15 protein-coding genes are annotated in these 18,808 nt (G+C 60.1%); 7 read left to right on the forward strand and 8 right to left on the reverse strand.

Features of this window, described 5'->3' with window-relative positions; genetic code table 11:
- The 3 genes from PSH73_RS01410 to gpmI form a co-directional block, all read right to left on the reverse strand.
- The gene (locus tag PSH73_RS01410; protein ID WP_057958036.1) at positions 1-1,308 is read right to left on the reverse strand and encodes a S41 family peptidase; all 1,308 of its coding nucleotides are present in this window, start codon (positions 1,306-1,308) and stop codon (positions 1-3) included.
- 29 nt (positions 1,309-1,337) lie between these two features.
- Positions 1,338-2,624 (reverse strand): murein hydrolase activator EnvC, encoded by a 1,287-nt coding sequence (locus PSH73_RS01415; protein ID WP_057958037.1) that lies wholly within the window; start codon positions 2,622-2,624, stop codon positions 1,338-1,340.
- Between the two features lie 257 nt (positions 2,625-2,881).
- Complete coding sequence (gene gpmI, locus PSH73_RS01420; protein WP_057958038.1) at positions 2,882-4,408, reverse strand: 2,3-bisphosphoglycerate-independent phosphoglycerate mutase; 1,527 nt, start codon at positions 4,406-4,408, stop codon at positions 2,882-2,884.
- Positions 4,409-4,559: 151 nt separating this feature from the next.
- On the opposite strand from gpmI, the gene PSH73_RS01425 reads away from it, so the two are divergent.
- From PSH73_RS01425 to secB, 3 genes are read left to right on the forward strand one after another with little or no spacing between them, the layout of a single operon-like run.
- A complete protein-coding gene (locus PSH73_RS01425) occupies positions 4,560-4,973 on the forward strand; it encodes a rhodanese-like domain-containing protein (RefSeq protein ID WP_029295907.1) in 414 nt (137 codons plus the stop codon).
- A gap of 1 nt (position 4,974) precedes the next feature.
- Positions 4,975-5,229, forward strand: a complete 255-nt coding sequence (gene grxC / locus PSH73_RS01430) for a glutaredoxin 3 (protein ID WP_115127178.1) — start codon at positions 4,975-4,977, stop codon at positions 5,227-5,229.
- A gap of 44 nt (positions 5,230-5,273) precedes the next feature.
- Positions 5,274-5,759 carry a protein-export chaperone SecB gene (gene secB, locus PSH73_RS01435; protein WP_057437139.1) on the forward strand — a complete coding sequence of 162 codons (486 nt, stop codon included), beginning with the start codon at positions 5,274-5,276 and terminating at the stop codon, positions 5,757-5,759.
- A 157-nt stretch (positions 5,760-5,916) separates the two neighbouring features.
- Here secB and PSH73_RS01440 read toward each other — a convergent pair whose 3' ends face one another.
- On the reverse strand, positions 5,917-6,372 hold the full coding sequence (locus tag PSH73_RS01440) for a tRNA (cytidine(34)-2'-O)-methyltransferase (RefSeq protein ID WP_057437141.1): 456 nt from the start codon (positions 6,370-6,372) through the stop codon (positions 5,917-5,919).
- Here PSH73_RS01440 and PSH73_RS01445 point away from each other — a divergent pair.
- Positions 6,371-6,811 (forward strand): hypothetical protein, encoded by a 441-nt coding sequence (locus PSH73_RS01445; RefSeq protein ID WP_057958040.1) that lies wholly within the window; start codon positions 6,371-6,373, stop codon positions 6,809-6,811. The genes PSH73_RS01440 and PSH73_RS01445 overlap by 2 nt on opposite strands.
- Before the next feature lie 427 nt (positions 6,812-7,238).
- Here PSH73_RS01445 and ntrC read toward each other — a convergent pair whose 3' ends face one another.
- The 3 genes from ntrC to glnA all read right to left on the reverse strand — a co-directional run bounded on the left by ntrC (position 7,239) and on the right by glnA (position 11,626).
- Entirely contained in the window at positions 7,239-8,675 is a 1,437-nt protein-coding gene (ntrC, locus tag PSH73_RS01450; protein WP_057444610.1) for a nitrogen regulation protein NR(I), read from the reverse strand.
- Positions 8,672-9,757, reverse strand: a complete 1,086-nt coding sequence (gene glnL, locus PSH73_RS01455; protein WP_057437145.1) for a nitrogen regulation protein NR(II) — start codon at positions 9,755-9,757, stop codon at positions 8,672-8,674. Before glnL ends, ntrC begins: the two co-directional genes overlap by 4 nt.
- Positions 9,758-10,219: 462 nt before the next feature.
- Positions 10,220-11,626 (reverse strand): glutamate--ammonia ligase, encoded by a 1,407-nt coding sequence (gene glnA / locus PSH73_RS01460; protein ID WP_057958042.1) that lies wholly within the window; start codon positions 11,624-11,626, stop codon positions 10,220-10,222.
- Positions 11,627-11,959: 333 nt separating this feature from the next.
- Between glnA and thiI the strand changes: the two genes are divergently transcribed.
- Both thiI and typA read left to right on the forward strand, forming a co-directional pair.
- Complete coding sequence (thiI, locus tag PSH73_RS01465; protein ID WP_057437149.1) at positions 11,960-13,414, forward strand: tRNA uracil 4-sulfurtransferase ThiI; 1,455 nt, start codon at positions 11,960-11,962, stop codon at positions 13,412-13,414.
- Positions 13,415-13,553: 139 nt separating this feature from the next.
- Positions 13,554-15,374: a translational GTPase TypA gene (gene typA, locus PSH73_RS01470; RefSeq protein WP_053140412.1), complete on the forward strand. Its 1,821-nt coding sequence runs from the start codon at positions 13,554-13,556 to the stop codon at positions 15,372-15,374.
- 205 nt (positions 15,375-15,579) lie between these two features.
- Here typA and PSH73_RS01475 read toward each other — a convergent pair whose 3' ends face one another.
- On the reverse strand, positions 15,580-16,014 hold the full coding sequence (locus tag PSH73_RS01475; RefSeq protein ID WP_032862271.1) for a YkgJ family cysteine cluster protein: 435 nt from the start codon (positions 16,012-16,014) through the stop codon (positions 15,580-15,582).
- 240 nt (positions 16,015-16,254) lie between these two features.
- Between PSH73_RS01475 and PSH73_RS01480 the strand changes: the two genes are divergently transcribed.
- Positions 16,255-18,705: a glycogen/starch/alpha-glucan phosphorylase gene (locus PSH73_RS01480; RefSeq protein ID WP_115127180.1), complete on the forward strand. Its 2,451-nt coding sequence runs from the start codon at positions 16,255-16,257 to the stop codon at positions 18,703-18,705.
- The last annotated feature ends 103 nt before the right edge of the window (positions 18,706-18,808 follow it).

Below are 18,808 nucleotides of genomic sequence, written 5' to 3' on the forward strand. Positions count from 1 at the left end.
TCAACGGCTGCGCGTAATGCTCAAGCCCTTGAGCAGGCTCAGCGCCTGGGCCAGTTGGTAATCGTCGTCCTGTGGCATCGGCTTGGCTTTCGGGCCGCTGCCGGTTGGCTGGTCGGCGCCGCCGTTGCCATTGCCCAGGTGACCTTGCAGGTCGGCTTCCTTGAAGTACTCGTTGTCGCTTTCGTTGGTGATCTTGGCCCGGCGCACCTCGATATCCGGCACGATGCCCTGGGCCTGGATCGAGCGACCATTAGGCGTGTAGTACAGCGCTGTGGTGATCTTCAGCGCACGCTCGTTGTTCAGCGGCAGCACGGTTTGCACCGAGCCCTTGCCGAAGCTGGTGGTGCCCATCAGTACCCCGCGTTTCTGGTCTTGCAGGGCGCCGGCGACGATTTCCGAGGCCGAGGCGCTGCCGCCGTTGATCAGCACCGCCAGCGGTACGTTTTCGCTGAGGTCCTTGCCGGTGGCCGAGAAGCGCAGTTCGGAGTTGGCAATGCGGCCCTTGGTGTACACGATCAAGCCTTTGGTGATGAAGTGGTCGACCACTTCCACCGCTGATTGCAGCACGCCGCCGGGGTTGTTGCGCAGGTCCAGGACGATGCCGTTGAGCTTCTTGCCGTTGTCCTTGCGCAGCTTGGCCAGGGCCTTGGCCACTTCGTCGCCGGTCTTGACCTGGAACTGGGTGATGCGGATATAGCCGTAGCCCGACTCCAGCAACTGGCTCTTCACGCTCTTGACCACGATGGTGGCTCGGGTCAGGGTCACGTCAAACGGGCTGCCGCCGTCGCGCACCAGGGTCAGGGTGATTTTCTGGCCGACCTTGCCGCGCATCTTGTCGACGGCTTCGGTCATGGTCTGGCCACGGGTCGGCTGGCCGTTGATCTTGACGATCAGGTCGCCGGCCTGGATGCCGGCCTTGGACGCCGGGGTGTCGTCGATTGGCGACACCACCTTGATGATGCCGTCCTCGGCGCCGACTTCGATGCCCAGGCCGCCGAATTCGCCGCTGGTGCTTTCCTGCAGCTCGGCGAAATCTTCCGGGCCCAGGTAGGCAGAGTGCGGGTCGAGGTTGCTGAGCATGCCTTTGATGGCGTTTTCCAGCAGGGTCTTGTCGTCCACGGGTTCGACATAGGCGGCCTTGATCCGGTCCATGACCTCGGCAAAGGTGCGCAATTCGTCCAGCGGCAGCGGTGCCTTGGTGGTCGCGGCCATGGCAGACGGTGCGGTCTGGTCGGCGAATGCCATAGGCGCGCCGATCACCAGGGCGATCGTCAGGGCCAGCGAAGTGAGGCGGGACAAATGCAGCATGTCGAACGAACTCCTAATGTAGGTGCGGCCTATCCTTGGGCGCGACACCATTGTGCAGGGTCGCTCGGGCGGCCCTGCTGACGAATAGCAAAGTACAGCGCCGGGGTGTCCTGGCCACCACTGTTACCGACAGTGGAGATGGATTCACCGGCTTTTACAACATCACCTGCGGCCTTGAGTAACGTCTGATTGTGGCCGTACAGGCTCAAATAGCCATTGCCGTGGTCAAGAATCACCAGCAACCCGGCGCCGCGCAGCCAATCGGCGAACACCACGCGCCCGCCGTGGACGGCGTGCACCTGGCTGCCCGCAGAGGCGCTGATCATCACGCCATCCCACTTGGTACGGGTGTCATCGCCACGGGTTTCACCAAAGCGTGCCAGTAGTCGACCATCAACTGGCCATGGAAGTTTGCCTCGGGCAGTAGCAAAAGGCCCGCCAAACGATTCGCCGGCCCTGGAAACCAGCGGCCCGGGTGCTGCACGCGCCGGTTTACGCGGGGCGTCGCTGGCGAGCGCCTCGGCTTCACGCTGGCGCTTTTTTTCTGCTTCCTGCTGGGCCATCAGCGCTTTCTGCCGCGCTTCTTCGGCCTCGCGGGCCTGGCGTGCCAGGGTTTCCTCGATGGTTTTGAGTACTTTGGCCAGGTCGGCCTGGTCCTGCTGACGCGCCTGCAACTTGGCATCACGGGCTTTTACGTCGTTGTTGAGCTTGGCCAGGGCCTGCTGGCGCTCCTTGCGCACTTTGTCCAGTTCGTCGCGCTGGGTGTCCAGGCTGCTCTTCTGGGCCAGCAGTTGGCTTTGCTGGTCAGCGATTTCCTGCTCGACGTTGGCCAACTGGCGCAGGGTCTCGTTGAAACTCTTGAGTTGCTCCAGGCGCGCGGTGCTCAGGTAATCGTAGTAGGTCAGGGTGCGGGCGAATTTTTCCGGGTTCTGCTGGTTGAGCAGCAGCTTGAGGTATTCCTGGCGGCCGTTCTGGTAGGCGGCACGGGCCTGGATCGCGATCAGGCGTTGCTGTTCAACGCGCGCGCTCTGGAGTTTTTTTTTCTCACCGTCGAGTCGCTCCAGTTCCGACTCGCTCTTCTTTAATTCTTTTTGCAGCTCCTGGACCTGCTTCTCCAGCTTGCCCATTTCGGTTTCCGTGCCGCGCAGGTCTTTCTGCACCCCGGATTTTTCTTCCTGGAGCTTGCCGAGCAGCTTTTTCAGCTCGGTAATGTCCTGACGCGTAGCGTCCAACTGTTGTTGGGTTTGCGCACGTTCGTCGGCCAAGGCCGGTTGGAGCACGCAGACAAGAGCAAGGGTAATCAAGGCGCGAAGCATAGAGGCGGGCGACACCAGGGAAAGGGACGGCCTAGTATGCCCGCCCCACGCTGCAAAAAAAACGCCCAATTCAGGCTGGCGGGCAAGTTAGGTGCCGAGTGGCGGGGGTGTGGCTAAAAGCCACCTTCAAAAACGCCACTTACCCATGTGGGAGCGGGCTTGCCCGCGATTGCGCTGTGTCAGCCATAGCAATGTCGGCTGATCCGTCGCTATCGCGGGCAAGCCCGCTCCCACATTGTTTGGTGGTGGTTTTAAAATCAGACCAGAATCGAGGTACCGGTCATCTCGGCAGGCTTCTCCAGGCCCATCAGCATGAGCATGGTCGGTGCCACGTCCGCCAGCACGCCACCTTCGCGCACCTTGAAGTCGCGTTTGCCGACATAAATGAACGGCACTGGCTCGGTGGTGTGGGCTGTGTGGGCCTGGCCGGTGGATTCGTCGGACATCTGCTCGCAGTTGCCGTGGTCAGCGGTGATCAGCGCTTCGCCGCCGACCTTCTCCAGGGCCTCGACGATCCGGCCTACGCACAGGTCCAGGCATTCCACAGCCTTGATTGCCGCTTGCAGGTTGCCGCTGTGGCCGACCATGTCGCCGTTGGCGTAGTTGACCACGATCACGTCATAACGCTGGTGTTCGATGGCGTCGACAATTTTATCGGTAACTTGCGGTGCGCTCATTTCCGGCTGCAGGTCGTAGGTGGCGACTTTGGGCGACGGGATCAGGATGCGCTCTTCGCCGGGGAACGGTTCTTCGCGGCCACCGGAGAAAAAGAACGTGACGTGGGCGTATTTCTCGGTCTCAGCGATGCGCAGCTGGGTCTTGCCGTTCTTCGCCAGGTAATCACCCAGCACGTTTTCCAGGCTGCCCGGGGCGAAGGCCGACGGGGCCGGGATGTTGGCGGCGTATTGGGTGAGCATCACGAATTCGACCTGCGGGCGGCGCGCGCGCTCGAAGTCTTTGAAACCCTCATCGACGAACACATGGCTCAACTCGCGGGCACGGTCGGCGCGGAAGTTCATGAACACCACGGCGTCGCCATCTTCGACCTTCACCGGCTCGCCGATGGTGGTGGCCTTGACGAACTCATCGCTCTCGCCACGGGCGTAGGCGGCTTCCAGGCCTTGCTGGGCGGTGGCAGCGTTGAATTCGGCGTTGCCGTCGACGATCAGGTTGTAGGCCTGGGACACGCGGTCCCAGCGGTTGTCGCGGTCCATGGCGAAGTAGCGGCCGACCAGGCTGGCGATACGGCCCTTGCCGAGGGCGGCGAAGGTCGCGTCCAGCAGTTCGATGGACGATTGCGCGCTTTTGGGCGGGGTATCGCGGCCATCGAGGAAGGCGTGCAGGTAGATCTTCTCGGCACCGCGCTTGAAGGCCAGTTCGGCCATGGCCACCAGATGATCCTGGTGGCTGTGTACGCCACCGTCGGACAGCAGGCCCATGAAGTGCACGGCCTTGCCGGCGGCAACGGCTTTATCCACCGCGGCGCAGATGGTCGGGTTCTCGAAGAACTCGCCATCGCGGATGGCTTTGGTCACACGGGTGAAGTCCTGATATACCACTCGTCCGGCGCCCAGGTTCATATGGCCGACTTCGGAGTTGCCCATCTGGCCGTCCGGCAGGCCGACGTCCATGCCCGATCCGGAGATCAGGCCATTGGGTACGCTGGCGCACAGGCGGTCCAGTACTGGCTTGTTCGCCGCGAATACGGCGTTGTCGTGGGGGTTTTCACTGTGACCGAAGCCATCGAGAATCATCAGGACCAAAGGTTTAGGCGTGGTAGTCATAGATCCTCTCGCGGCGTTATTAAAGGAAGGCGATTGAAAAGGGAGTGGCAGTTTAAAGCGAAGTTCCGATGCCGTCACCGCTTTACGGGGGTTGGCCCCCCATGGCGGCTGTGTATACTTACCGCCATTTTAACGCCCTGGAACCTCCTTGATGGTTGATCACCTGATTGCATTTGCTACCTCTCACTATCTGCTGGTCGGTGCCTTCGTCGTACTGCTGGCGCTGCTGATTGCTCATGAAGTGAGCCGTGGCGGCCGTAGCCTCAGCACCGCCGAGCTGACCGCGCTGGTCAACAAGGACCAGGCCGTTGTCGTCGACATCCGCCCGGCCAAGGACTTTGCCGCCGGTCATATCGTCGGCGCGCTGAATATTCCCCAGGACAAGCTGATCGCCCGCATCGCCGAGCTGGAAAAGCACAAGGCCAAGACCATTATCCTGGTCGACGCCCAAGGCCAGCACTCCGGTGGCCATGCCCGCGAAATGATGAAAAGCGGCTTCACCGCCGCCAAGCTGTCGGGTGGTATCTCCAGCTGGCGCGCCGATAACCTGCCGTTGGTGAAGTGATATGAGCCAGGTTGTCGTTTATTCCAGCGATTATTGCCCCTATTGCATGCGAGCCAAGCAGTTGCTCCAGAGCAAAAAGGTTGCCTTCGAAGAGATCAAGGTCGATGGCAAGCCTGCGGTGCGTGCCGAGATGGCCCAGAAGGCGGGGCGCACCTCTGTGCCGCAAATCTGGATCGGTACCCAGCATATCGGTGGATGCGACGACCTGTTCGCCCTGGAGCGCGCCGGTAAACTCGACGCGCTGCTTCACGTCTGACTCCAAAAACCTAAAAGACCCCAAGATCAAGAAGGATCTGCGAGATGACTGACCAACCGAACATCGAAGCGGCAGCAGAAGAGGCTCAAGGCCCACAATTTTCCCTGCAGCGTATCTACGTGCGTGACCTGTCGTTCGAAGCGCCGAAAAGCCCGGCGATCTTCCGTCAGGAATGGACCCCAAGCGTCGGCCTGGACCTGAACACTCGTCAGAAGCAGCTCGAAGGCGACTTCCACGAAGTGGTACTGACCCTGTCGGTCACCGTGAAGAACGGTGAAGAAGTGGCATTCATCGCTGAAGTCCAGCAGGCCGGTATCTTCCTGATCCAGGGCCTGGACGATGCGTCCATGAGCCACACCCTGGGCGCGTTCTGCCCGAACATTCTGTTCCCGTATGCCCGCGAGACCCTGGACAGCCTGGTCACCCGTGGCTCGTTCCCGGCCCTGATGCTGGCCCCGGTGAACTTCGATGCCCTGTATGCGCAAGAGCTGCAGCGCATGCAACAGGAAGGCGCACCGACGGTTCAGTAAGCTGAACCCGACGCTGCTCTAAATGTGGGAGCGGGCGTGTGTGGGAGCTGGCTTGCCAGCGATAGCATCACCTCTGTGTCACTGACACACCGAGGTGCCTGCATCGCGGGCAAGCCCGGCTCCCACACACGCCCGCTCCCACATTTGGTTTTGGGGGTTATTTGAACCCGAGCTGGCGCCAGCCTTCGTAGACGGCGACGGCCACGGTGTTGGACAGGTTCAGGCTGCGGCAGCCTTCGCGCATCGGCAGGCGCAGGCGCTGGCCGTCGGGCAGGGCGTCGAGTACGTCTGCCGGCAGGCCACGGCTCTCTGGGCCGAACAGGAAGGCGTCCCCTTCGGCAAAGCTGGCATCATGAAACGGCCGCGAGCCCTTGGTGGTGAACGCAAACAGGCGCGGCTGGCCCAGGCTCTCCAGGCAACTGGCGAGGTCGGCGTGGCGCTGCAGGGTGGCGTACTCGTGATAGTCCAGGCCCGCGCGGCGCAGGCGCTTGTCGTCCATCTCGAAGCCCAGCGGCTCGATCAAATGCAGGTGGCAGCCACTGTTGGCGCACAGCCTGATAACGTTGCCGGTATTCGGCGGAATTTCTGGTTGGAAAAGGATGACGTGAAACATGCACGGCTCCGAAGATAAAGATGCAGCGCATTCTACCCCTGAAGACGACCCCAGGCCGAAGCTATTGCCTCGCGTCCTGGGCTCGCTGGCGATTGTCGGCCTGATGGTGGGTTTGATGATCGGTCGCCTGACCACCCCGGACCCGACTGCCTTGCTGCAGGTCGAGCCCGCCGCAGATGGCCTGGTGGTGTGGTTCAACAGCGAGCCGAAGCTGCATGGCGAGCATATCGACGGCACCGTGGCGCTGCTGTTCGACGCCCAGGGCCAGGCCCAGGCGGGGCAATTGAAGGTCAATGACAAGGATGTGAACTGGCGCGTGCGCAAGACCGATGCTGGCTTGCTGCTGAACCTGGTGGCGGCGCGGCCGCTGCGGGGGGAATGGTCGGGCAAGGCGGTCGATGACCGCTGGCGACTGGAGATCCATCTCCTGGAGCAATAAAAGAGGGAGTTCCCGGCCTGCCTGTACCAGGGCTCCCAAAACGGTTTGACGCTCGAATTAAAGAGGGGATTCTCGGCCTGCCTGTACCAAGGTCCCCGAAACTGGGTTGTACCAGGGTTATTGCAGGGGGCGTGCCAGAGTGGCGAGATTGTCTGAGAGTTTTCTTTTATAAAGCGCAAAGCCCCGGATTACGGGGCTTTGGTGTTTTCGGGGCTCAGGATTTATTTAAAAGTAGCCTGGGTTTTGTGCGCGATACCGGTTCATGGTGCGTTGAAGCGGTGCACACCACACAAATGTGGGAGCAGGCTTGCCTGCGATGCGGGCACTTCGGCCTTTCAGAGATACCGAGGTGATGCAATCGCAGGCAAGCCAGCTCCCACATAAGCCCTCATCCACATTAGGTCATTCATGTGCTGGAGGGCTGTACTCAGGCCTCTTCGCCCTCATCATCATCCCCGCCATCGACCTTCATCCCCAATTCCTTGATCTTGCGGGTCAAGGTATTGCGGCCCCAGCCCAGCAGCACTGCGGCATCACGACGCCGGCCGGCGGTGTGCTTGAGGGCGGTTTCGATCATGATCCGCTCAAAGGTCGGCACGGCGCTGTCCAGCAGGCTTGACTGGCCGCGGGCCAGGGCCTGGTCGGCCCATTGGCGCAGGGCCTGTTCCCAGTTGGTCACCGGTGCTGAATCCTGGGGCAGGCTCAACAGTTCCGGTGGCAGGTCGCTGATATGCACTTCGCGCCCGGACGCCATCACCGTGATCCAGCGGCAAGTGTTTTCCAGTTGGCGCACGTTGCCCGGCCATGGCAGGTTCTTCAGGTATTCCTCGGTCTCCGTCTTCAGCAGCTTGGGCTCCACCGCCAGCTCCTGGGCGGCGCGGCTGAGGAAGTGACGGGCCAGGGTCGGGATATCTTCGCGGCGGTCCGACATGCGTGGGATATGGATGCGGATCACGTTCAGGCGGTGGAACAAGTCCTCGCGAAACTTGCCGGCGTGCACCAGGGTTTCCAGGTTCTGGTGGGTCGCGGCGATGATGCGCACGTCGACCTTGACCGGCGTATGGCCGCCGACACGATAGAACTCACCGTCGGCCAGTACCCGCAACAGCCGGGTCTGGGTGTCGGCCGGCATGTCGCCGATTTCATCGAGGAACAGCGTGCCGCCGTCCGCCTGTTCAAAACGCCCGCGACGCAGGTTGGCTGCGCCGGTAAACGCGCCTTTTTCGTGGCCGAACAGCTCGGATTCCATCAAGTCCTTGGGGATCGCCGCCATGTTCAGCGCGATAAACGGCGAGGCCGCCCGTGGGCTGTGACGGTGCAGGGCATGGGCCACCAGCTCTTTACCGGTCCCGGACTCACCGTTGATCAACACGGTGATGTTGGAGTGGCTCAGGCGCCCGATGGCGCGAAACACTTCCTGCATCGCCGGTGCTTCACCGATGATCTCCGGGGTGCGGGTCAGGGTCGGTACCACGGCCTGGCCTTGCTGTTCCTGGGCGTGCTGGTTGGCGCGCTTGACCAGTGCCACCGCCTCATCGACGTCGAACGGCTTGGGCAGGTACTCGAAGGCGCCGCCCTGATAGGACGCGACAGCGCTGTCCAGATCCGAGTGCGCGGTCATGATGATCACCGGCAAACGCGGGTGCTGCTCGCGAATCCGCGCCAGCAAGTCCAGGCCACTGGCGCCGGGCATGCGGATATCGGAGATGATCACGTCGGGCTGCTGGCGCGCCAGGCGGCTCATCACCCCATCAGCGCTGTCGAAGCTCTGGGTGGTCATGCCTTCCTGTTGCAAGGCTTTCTCCAGGACCCAGCGGATGGAACGGTCGTCATCGACGATCCAGACAGTTTCACTACGGCTCATGTCGATGGGGCTCCTTGTTCCAGTGGCAGAAAGATCGAAAAGGTCGTGTGGCCGGGATGGCTTTCACATTCGATCAGGCCCTGGTGCTGGCTGATGATGTTCTGGGTAATGGCCAGGCCCAGCCCGGTACCGTCCGGGCGGCCGCTGACCATTGGGAAGAAAATGGTTTCCTGCAGTTCGGCCGGGATACCCGGGCCGTTGTCGATGATCTCGACCTTGGTCACCAGGCGATGGCGCACATGGCCGATGGTGAACTGGCGCAAGGCGCGGGTGCGCAGGCTGATGCGCCCCAGGCGCAGCTCGTTCTGGCTGCTGATGGCTTGCATGGCGTTGCGCACGATATTGAGCACCGCCTGGATCATCTGCTCGCGGTCGATCAGGACATCGGGAATGCTCGGGTCATAGTCGCGCACCAGGGTGATGCAGCCCTGGCTTTCGGCCTCCACCAACTGGCAGACGCGCTCCAGCACCTCATGGATATTGGTCATCGCCAGCGACGGCAGCTTGTTGGAGCCGAGCATGCGGTCCACCAGATTACGCAGGCGGTCGGCTTCTTCGATGATGACGTTGGTGTAGTCCTTGAGGTTCTCATCCGGCAGCTCGCGGGCCAGCAACTGTGCGGCGCCGCGAATCCCGCCCAACGGGTTCTTGATCTCATGGGCCAGGCCGCGCACCAGCATCTTGCTGGTTTCCTGCTTGGACAGCTGGGCTTCTTCCTTGGTGATGCGCAGCAGGCGATCCCGGGGATGCACTTCCAGCAGCAGCAAGGTGGCGCCGTGGCTCAGGATCGGCGTTACCGCGTAGTCGACGGTCAGGGTCTGGCCGGTGAGGGCCGTGAGCATCGCTTCACGCTTGGTAAACGGGTGGGCCTGCTCCACGGCCTGGCGCAAGGAACTCAAGGCCTCGGCGGACTCGGTGAACAGCTCGCTGATAAATTGCCCATGGCTGCGCTGACCGCTGATGGCCAGGAGCATCTCCGCCGCGGGGTTCATGTACTCAAGGCGCAGTTCGTCATTGAGCAGAATGGTCGCGGTGGTCAGGTTGTCGAGTAGCAAGCGGTGCAGTGCGTCGCTGATGGTCATTAGGACCTCTTTTGGAGCAAGGCGTGGGCTTGAGGCACACGCTGATACCAGGAAAATGCAAAAACCAAACCAAGGCTCCGAAAAGAAGCGTAAAAGCCCTGAAATGGGGGCTTTAGGCGCGAAACTATGGCGTTCGGCCAGCTCTCTCGGGAGATTTCGACCCAAAATGGGTTGATGGGTGGGCAAGGGTGCAACCTATCGCACCAATATAGTGCGAATTCCCACATTCTGTTCAGCGATCAAATATTTCCTGAAAAACCCCAGTCAAACTGTAGGAGCTGGCTTGCCTGCGATAGCGGTGGTTCAGTCAGTCGTGATGTGACAGATACACCGCTATCGCAGGCAAGCCAGCTCCTACAGTTCTGATGGGGTTTGCAAAGGTGGATAGTCATTGTTTCAGGCAAAAAAAAGACCTCCCGAAGGAGGTCTTTTTGTCACGCCACGTTAAGCAGCGCTACCGGATCAGCAGCTGTAGTACAGCTCGTATTCCAGTGGGTGTACGAAGGTGCGGACCTTGATTTCTTCTTCGCTTTTCAGGGCGATGTAGGCGTCGATAAAGTCGTCGCTGAACACGCCGCCTTTGGTCAGGAACGCACGGCCCTTATCCAGCTCTTCCAGGGCTTCTTTCAGGCTGCCGCACACTTGTGGGATCTCTTTGGCCTCTTCAGGCGGCAGGTCGTACAAGTTCTTGTCGGCGGCGTCGCCTGGGTGGATCTTGTTCTGGATGCCGTCCAGGCCAGCCATCAGCAGTGCAGCAAAGCCCAGGTACGGGTTGGCTGCTGGATCCGGGAAGCGTGCTTCGATACGGCGAGCGCGAGGGCTGGACACGTAAGGAATACGGATCGACGCGGAACGGTTGCGAGCCGAGTAGGCCAGCATTACCGGTGCTTCGAAACCTGGGACCAGACGCTTGTAGGAGTTGGTCGACGGGTTGGTGAAGCCATTCAGGGCCTTACCGTGCTTGATGATACCGCCGATGAAGTACAGGGCAGTGTCGGACAGGCCGGCATAACCTTCGCCAGCGAAGGTGTTCTTGCCATCTTTGGCGATGGACAGGTGAACGTGCATACCCGAACCGTTATCGCCGTACAGTGGCTTAGGCATGAAGGTAGCGGTACGGCCATAGGCAACGGCAGTGTTGTGTACGCAGTACTTCAGGGTCTGGACTTCGTCAGCCTTGGCCACCAGGGTGTTGAACTTCACACCGATTTCGTTCTGGCCGGCAGTGGCCACTTCGTGGTGGTGCACTTCGATGACCAGGCCCATGTCTTCCATGGCGTTGCACATGGAGGTACGGATTTCGTGGTCGTGGTCGAACGGCGGAACCGGGAAGTAACCACCTTTGATACCTGGACGGTGGCCATGGTTGCCGCCTTCCACGTCCTGGTCGGACATCCACGAACCTTGTTCGGAGTAGATCTTGAACATCGAGCCGGAGATGTCGGACTTGAACTTCACTTGGTCGAAGATGAAGAATTCTGGTTCCGGGCCCACGAATACGGTGTCACCGATACCGGTGGACTTCAGGTATTCCTCGGCACGCTTGGCGATCGCACGTGGGTCGCGGTCGTAGCCTTGCATGGTCGAAGGCTCGATCACGTCGCAGACGATGATCAGGGTCGGCTCTTCGGTGAACGGATCGAGTACGGCGGTGGAGTCGTCCGGCATCAGGATCATGTCGGAGGCTTCGATGCCTTTCCAGCCAGCAATGGAGGAGCCGTCGAACATTTTGCCTTCTTCGAAGAAGGCGTCATCCAGCGCATCGCGAGCCGGCATGGTCACGTGGTGCTGAGTGCCTTTGGTGTCCGTGAAGCGCAGATCAATCCATTTAACGTCATGATCTTTGATGAGTTGAACCGACTTCGACATAGTGTCCTCCGGGTGGCTTCGGGCTTGGGTAGTGGAGTAGCCCTTAGAATGTGGGTGATGCCGGCGCGGATAGTCCGCCATGGCAACCTGCCTCACAAGAGAGCAAATTGCATGCCAGTGCCCCGACATGGGTTTTTTGCCTCAAAATCGCCCCTATAAAGGTGCAAATCGAAAAAACGGCAAAAATTGCGCACTGCAATGTAGCGCAACTGCCTGTAAATGCACCTGTTTGGTGCATGGTGTGCCGTTTGTATATTAACTGGTCAAACCTTGAGCGATTTCCGCTATAATCCGCGCCCCCCTTTTTCGGCTGGCCCTGCGCGCGCTGTTTCCATGAAATTAATCGTTAAAGTCTTCCCCGAAATCACCATCAAGAGCCGACCGGTACGGATGCGTTTCATCCGTCAATTGGCCAAGAATATCCGCGCCGTGCTCCGTGACCTGGACCCGGCTGTGGTGGTGAACGGTGTGTGGGACAATCTCGAGCTGGAAACCCGCATTACTGACGCCAAAGCCTTGAAAGACATGACCGAGCGCCTGAGCTGCATGCCGGGCATCGCGCACTTCCTGCAGGTCGACGAGTACCCGCTGGGCGATTTCGACGACATCACTGAAAAATGCAAACTGCACTTCGGCAACAGCCTTGAAGGCAAGATTTTTTCAGTGCGTTGCAAGCGTGCCGGCAAGCACCCGTTCAGCTCCATGGATGTCGAGAAATACGTCGGCAGCAAGCTGCGTCGCGAGTGCGGCGCCGCTGGAATTTCGCTTAAAGAGCCGCAAATCGAAGTGCGCATCGAAATTCGCGACCAACGGTTGTTTGTGATCCACAGCCAGCACAACAGCATCGGCGGCTATCCGCTGGGCGCGCTGGAGCAGACCCTGGTACTGATGTCCGGCGGTTTCGACTCCACCGTGGCGGCCTACCAGATCATGCGCCGCGGCCTGATGAGCCACTTCTGCTTCTTTAACCTGGGCGGGCGTGCACATGAATTGGGCGTGATGGAAGTCGCGCACTATATCTGGAAGAAGTACGGCAGCTCCCAGCGCGTGCTGTTTGTCAGCGTACCGTTCGAGGAAGTCCTGGGAGAAATTCTCGGAAAAGTCGATAACGGTCATATGGGCGTCGTATTGAAGCGTATGATGTTGCGCGCAGCGTCGAAAATCGCCGACCGCCTGCAAATCGAAGCGCTGGTTACCGGCGAGGCGATTTCCCAGGTCTCCAGCCAGACCCTGCCGAACCTGTCCGTGATCGACTGTGTGACCGACAAGCTGGTATTGCGCCCGCTGATCGCCAGCCACAAGCAAGACATCATCGACCTGGCCAACGAAATCGGCACCGCTGATTTCGCCAAGCACATGCCAGAGTACTGCGGGGTCATCTCGGTGAACCCCAAGACCCATGCCAAGCGCTACCGCGTGGAGCATGAAGAGAAAGAATTCGACATGGCGATTCTGGAGCGAGCGCTCGAGAACGCCAAACTGGTGCCGATTGATCGGGTAATCGATGAATTGGGCCAGGATGTGCAGATCGAAGAAGTCAGCGAAGCCCTGGCCGGCCAGATCGTCATCGACATCCGTCACCCGGATGCCGCTGAAGATGAGCCACTGGAAATCGCTGGCATCGACGTGCAAACGCTGCCGTTCTATGCACTGAACGCGCGTTTCAAGGAACTGGATAACAGCCGTCAGTACCTGCTGTATTGCGACAAAGGCGTGATGAGTCGCCTGCATGCCCACCATTTGCTCAGTGAGGGATATGCCAATGTGCGCGTTTATCGACCGAGCTAAGAGCCCGGGGCTGTTTGCCTGTGGCCTGCGTCACCGGCCCCCCGACTCTGCCGTCAAGCTGTAACGGCAAGGCCTGACTCTACTGTTAATCGCTGCCACGACCTGTCAGCACACCGAATCCTCTGATCGAGATACACAAGTGATCGAAAATCTACGTAACATCGCCATCATTGCCCACGTTGACCATGGTAAAACCACCCTGGTAGACAAACTCCTGCGTCAATCCGGCACCCTGGAGCGCAACGAGCTCAACGACGAGCGCGTGATGGACTCCAACGACCAGGAAAAAGAGCGCGGTATTACCATCCTGGCAAAAAACACCGCTATCAACTGGAACGGCTACCACATCAACATCGTGGACACCCCGGGCCACGCCGACTTCGGCGGCGAAGTAGAACGCGTAATGTCGATGGTTGACTCCGTTCTGCTGCTGGTTGATGCCCAAGACGGCCCTATGCCGCAAACCCGTTTCGTGACCAAGAAGGCTTTCGAAGCCGGCCTGCGTCCGATCGTGTGCATCAACAAGGTTGACCGTCCAGGCGCGCGTCCGGACTGGGTTCTGGACCAGATCTTCGACCTGTTCGACAACCTGGGTGCTACCGAAGAACAACTTGATTTCCAAGTGATCTACGCCTCTGCCCTGAACGGTATTGCCGGTCTGGAACACACCGCCATGGCGGAAGACATGACCCCGCTGTACCAGGCGATCGTTGACCACGTGCCACCTCCGAAGGTTGACCGTGAAGGCCCGTTCCAGATGCAAATCTCGGCACTGGACTACAACAGCTTCCTGGGTGTTATCGGTGTTGGCCGTATCGCTCGTGGTAGCGTCAAGCCGAACACCCCGGTTGTGGCTATCGGCGCCGACGGCAAGAAGCGTAACGGTCGTATCCTGAAGCTGATGGGTCACCACGGTCTGCACCGTATCGACGTTGAAGAAGCTTTCGCCGGCGACATCGTGTGCGTAAGCGGTATGGACTCGCTGTTCATCTCCGACACCCTGTGCCAGCCGGACACTGTCGAGGCGATGAAGCCTCTGACCGTTGACGAGCCAACCGTTTCCATGACCTTCCAGGTAAACGACTCGCCTTTCTGCGGTAAAGAAGGCAAGTTCGTGACTTCCCGTAACATCAAGGAACGTCTGGACAAAGAGCTGCTGTACAACGTTGCACTGCGCGTTGAAGAAGGCGACTCGGCTGACAAGTTCAAGGTTTCCGGCCGTGGTGAGCTGCACCTCTCGGTACTGATCGAAACCATGCGTCGCGAAGGCTTCGAAATGGGCGTTGGTCGTCCTGAAGTGATCATCCGTACCGTTGACGGCGTGAAGCAGGAACCGTTCGAAAACGTCACCATCGACACCCCTGAAGAATCCCAGGGCAAGGTCATGGAAGAGATGGGCCTGCGTAAAGGCGACCTGACCAACATGGTGCCGGATGGCAAAGGCCGTGTGCGTCTGGAATACAACATCCCTGCTCGTGGTCTGATCGGTTTCCGTAACCAGTTCCTGACCCTGACCAACGGTGCTGGCATCCTGACCTCGATCTTCGATCGCTACGACACCATGAAGTCCGGCGACATGTCCGGCCGTCAGAACGGTGTTCTGGTATCGGTAGAAACCGGCAAGGCGCTGACCTACTCCCTGGAAACCCTCCAGGCGCGTGGCAAGCTGTTCGTTGAACACGGTCAAGAGATCTACAACGGCCAGATCGTTGGTCTGAACAGCCGTGACAACGACATGGGCGTCAACCCAACCAAAGGCAAGAAGCTCGACAACATGCGTGCTTCGGGTAAAGACGAAACCATCGCCCTGGTTCCACCTGTTCGCTTCACCCTGGAACAGGCTCTGGAATTCATCCAGGACGACGAGCTGTGCGAAGTAACGCCGAAGTCCATCCGTCTTCGTAAGAAGATCCTGGACGAAGGCGAGCGTACCCGCGCTGCCAAAAAGGCCAAGAACTGATATTTAGTTCCAGCTGAAAAAAACGCCCCCGGTCGAAAGGCCGGGGGCGTTTTTTTATGCCTGCAGATTGTGTGGTGTCTGGCCTGTGATCGTTCCCACGCTCCGCGTGGGAATGCAGCCTTGGACGCTCTGCGTTTGCCCTTGGCAGCGGGGCGCAGAGCGCCCCAGGAGGCATTCCCACGCGGAGCGTGGGAACGATCATCGGTTAGAACTTGTCGAGCGTACGCAACTTGGTCTCGCGCACCACTTCCTTGGGCTTGTACGCGCAATACCCCGGCCGTGGCCCGATTTTCGGGTGATTGCGGCAGGTATCCGGGCGTTTGTCATAAATAGTGCAGAAGCGCGTCTTACGATCCAGGTACAGGCAATCGTTGTTGCTCATGCGCTGCAGAGTAAAGATCTCGGACTTGGAGTTGAACCGCTCGACGATGCCTTCCTTCTGCAAGCGCTTGGCGATGTTCTTCGGCGGGTCGCCACGCTCGAACTCGTCGACGATACCAATGCGGATCAAATCCTTGATCTTCACCTCAACCGGCAGGGTGCAGCAGTTGGATGTGCAGCCGCCGCACATGTGGCTGGAGTATTTCTGCCACGTTTCGAGACGGTCGAGTTCCGCGGCGGCGATCAGTTGAGGCTTCATCAGGTTTCCAAGAGGGGCTTTGTCCGGGCGCGCGATGATACCGGGATTGGTGATTTTTTGAACAATATTTTGCGGGTTTCGGCTCAAAGGCCGGTCCGACGCACAAACGGGCACGGCCCCTGCATCTAAAACCGGTATGCGTGAATGAGTGAAAAAACTGCCGAACCGTCAGCCATGCCATGGGTCAGACCGTCTAGGCTCTAGGATTTCCCTTCTTCTATCTCGCCCGAGGTCGCACCGATGTCTCAGGAACCGCTTGCACGAGAAGCAGAGGTAGCCGCGTTTCGCGATGCTGTCTTGACCAAACTCACTTATGCGGTGGGCAAGGACCCCGATCACGCCTTCGACCACGACTGGTTCGAAGCCATTGCCCTGGCGGCGCGCGACCATATGGTCGAGCACTGGATGGACCACACCCGGCGTATCTACCGCAGCGGGCAGAAGCGGGTGTATTACCTGTCCCTGGAGTTCCTGATCGGCCGTCTGCTGTTTGACAGCCTGAGCAACCTCGGCCTGTGGGAGGTGGCGCGCGAAGCTGTCGGCGAGTTGGGTGTGGACCTGGAGCGCATTCGCCTGCTGGAGCCCGATGCGGCCCTGGGCAACGGTGGCCTGGGGCGCCTGGCCGCGTGCTTTATGGAAAGCATGTCGACCCTGGGCATTGCCGGCCATGGTTATGGCATTCGCTACGAGCACGGGCTGTTTCGCCAGGCGATTGTCGATGGCTGGCAGCAGGAACAGACCGAGCGCTGGCTGGATTTCGGCAACCCCTGGGAGTTCGAGCGCGCCGAGGTGATCTACCCGATCGGTTTTGGCGGCAGTGTCGAGACCGTGCTGGATGCGTCCGGCAAGTCGATCCAGGTCTGGTCGCCCAATGAAACCGTGCGCGCGGTGGCCTACGACACCCCGGTGGTCGGCTGGCGCGGTGCCAGTGTGAACACCTTGCGCCTGTGGCGCGCGCGGGCCGTGGAAGACCTGCACCTGGAGCGTTTCAATGCCGGCGACCATTTGGGCGCCGTCGCCGAAGTGGCCCGTGCCGAAAGCATCTCCAGGGTGCTTTACCCGGCCGACAGCACCGAAGCGGGGCAGGAACTGCGCCTGCGCCAGGAATACTTTTTCGTCTCGGCCTCCCTGCAAGACCTGCTGCGGCGCCACAAAAACATGCACGGGTCGGTCCTGAGCCTGGGCGAGCACGCGGCCATCCAGCTCAACGACACCCACCCGTCCATCGCCGTGGCCGAGTTGATGCGCCAGTTGGTCGACTTGCACGATATTGCCTGGGAGGCGGCCTGGCAGGTCACGGTGGAGACACTGTCCTACACCAACCACACCCTGCTCCCCGAAGCCCTGGAGACTTGGCCGGTGGGCCTGATGGAACGCATGCTGCCCCGGCACATGCAGATCATCTACCTGATCAACGCCCAGCACATTGATTCGCTGCGGGCCAAGGGCATCCACGATTTCGATGTGCTGCGCGCCGTCTCGCTGATCGAAGAGGACAACGGCCGGCGTGTGCGCATGGGCAACCTGGCGTTCCTCGGCTCCCATAGCGTCAACGGCGTGTCCGGGTTGCACACGCAGTTGATGCGCAGCACGGTGTTCTCCGAACTGCACAAGCTCTACCCCGAGCGTATCAACAACAAGACCAACGGCATTACCTTCCGCCGCTGGCTGTTCCAGGCCAACCCCAAGCTCACCGCGATGCTGGTGGAAGCCCTGGGCCCGGATATTCTCGACAATATGGAACAGCGCCTGGTGGAGCTGGAAACCTTTGCCGAGAAACAGGCATTTCGCAAAGCCTTTGCCGAGCAACGCCTGCACAGCAAGCGCGTGCTGGCCGATATCATCCATGAACGCCTGGGGATCGCGGTCAACCCGGCGGCGATGTTCGACGTGCAGGTCAAACGCATCCACGAGTACAAGCGCCAGTTGCTGAACCTGTTGCACACCGTCGCCCTGTACCAGGCGATTCGTGCCGAGCCCGAGGTGGATTGGGTGCCGCGGGTGAAGATCTTCGCCGGCAAGGCGGCGGCCAGCTATCACCAGGCCAAGCTGATCATCAAGTTGACCAACGACATCGCCCGTACGGTGAACAACGACCCGACCGTGCGTGGTTTGCTCAAGGTGGTGTTCCTGCCTAACTACAACGTCAGCCTCGCGGAAAACATCATCCCGGCCGCTGACCTGTCGGAGCAGATCTCCACCGCCGGCTTCGAGGCCTCGGGCACCAGCAATATGAAGTTCGGCCTCAATGGCGCATTGACCATCGGCACCATGGACGGCGCCAATGTGGAGATGCACGAGCGCATCGGCGGCGAGCATATGTTTATCTTCGGCCTGAGTGCCGAACAGGTGGAAGCGCGTAAACAGGCCGGTGAGTTCAGCGCCGCTCCCGAAATCGCCGCCTCCCATCGCCTGAACGATGTGCTGCAGGCGATTCGTGGCGGGGTGTTCTCGCCGGATGATCCGGGGCGCTATGTGGGGCTGATTGATTCGTTGATCGACTACGACCGCTTCCTGGTGTGCGCCGATTTTGATTCCTACTGGGACGCCCAGGCGCGGGTCGAAGCCCATTGGCATGACTCCAAGGAATGGTGGCGTTCGGCGGTGCTCAACACCGCGCGTACCGGGTGGTTCTCGTCGGACCGCACCATCCGGGAATATGCGACCGAGATCTGGAAAGCCCTGGACTAAACGCCGCAGGAGCAAAATGGGGGAGCGGGCTTGCCCGCGATAGTGGTACGTCAGTTAGCAAATAGGTGACTGATGCACCGCTATCGCGAGCAAGCCCGCTCCC

Origin of the sequence: Pseudomonas sp. FP2294 (genome assembly GCF_030687625.1) — a bacterium.
Taxonomy (GTDB): Bacteria; Pseudomonadota; Gammaproteobacteria; order Pseudomonadales; family Pseudomonadaceae; genus Aquipseudomonas; species Aquipseudomonas shahriarae.

What these genes read in the sequence shown, in the direction of transcription:
- PSH73_RS01410 (WP_057958036.1), bottom strand. Translation starts at nt 1,308, where the DNA reads ATGCTGCATTTGTCCCGCCTCACTTCGCTGGCCCTGACGATCGCCCTG.
- PSH73_RS01415 (WP_057958037.1), bottom strand. Translation starts at nt 2,624, where the DNA reads ATGCTTCGCGCCTTGATTACCCTTGCTCTTGTCTGCGTGCTCCAACCG.
- gpmI (WP_057958038.1), bottom strand. Translation starts at nt 4,408, where the DNA reads ATGACTACCACGCCTAAACCTTTGGTCCTGATGATTCTCGATGGCTTC.
- PSH73_RS01425 (WP_029295907.1), top strand. Translation starts at nt 4,560, where the DNA reads ATGGTTGATCACCTGATTGCATTTGCTACCTCTCACTATCTGCTGGTC.
- grxC (WP_115127178.1), top strand. Translation starts at nt 4,975, where the DNA reads ATGAGCCAGGTTGTCGTTTATTCCAGCGATTATTGCCCCTATTGCATG.
- secB (WP_057437139.1), top strand. Translation starts at nt 5,274, where the DNA reads ATGACTGACCAACCGAACATCGAAGCGGCAGCAGAAGAGGCTCAAGGC.
- PSH73_RS01445 (WP_057958040.1), top strand. Translation starts at nt 6,371, where the DNA reads ATGCACGGCTCCGAAGATAAAGATGCAGCGCATTCTACCCCTGAAGAC.
- PSH73_RS01440 (WP_057437141.1), bottom strand. Translation starts at nt 6,372, where the DNA reads ATGTTTCACGTCATCCTTTTCCAACCAGAAATTCCGCCGAATACCGGC.
- ntrC (WP_057444610.1), bottom strand. Translation starts at nt 8,675, where the DNA reads ATGAGCCGTAGTGAAACTGTCTGGATCGTCGATGACGACCGTTCCATC.
- glnL (WP_057437145.1), bottom strand. Translation starts at nt 9,757, where the DNA reads ATGACCATCAGCGACGCACTGCACCGCTTGCTACTCGACAACCTGACC.
- glnA (WP_057958042.1), bottom strand. Translation starts at nt 11,626, where the DNA reads ATGTCGAAGTCGGTTCAACTCATCAAAGATCATGACGTTAAATGGATT.
- thiI (WP_057437149.1), top strand. Translation starts at nt 11,960, where the DNA reads ATGAAATTAATCGTTAAAGTCTTCCCCGAAATCACCATCAAGAGCCGA.
- PSH73_RS01475 (WP_032862271.1), bottom strand. Translation starts at nt 16,014, where the DNA reads ATGAAGCCTCAACTGATCGCCGCCGCGGAACTCGACCGTCTCGAAACG.
- PSH73_RS01480 (WP_115127180.1), top strand. Translation starts at nt 16,255, where the DNA reads ATGTCTCAGGAACCGCTTGCACGAGAAGCAGAGGTAGCCGCGTTTCGC.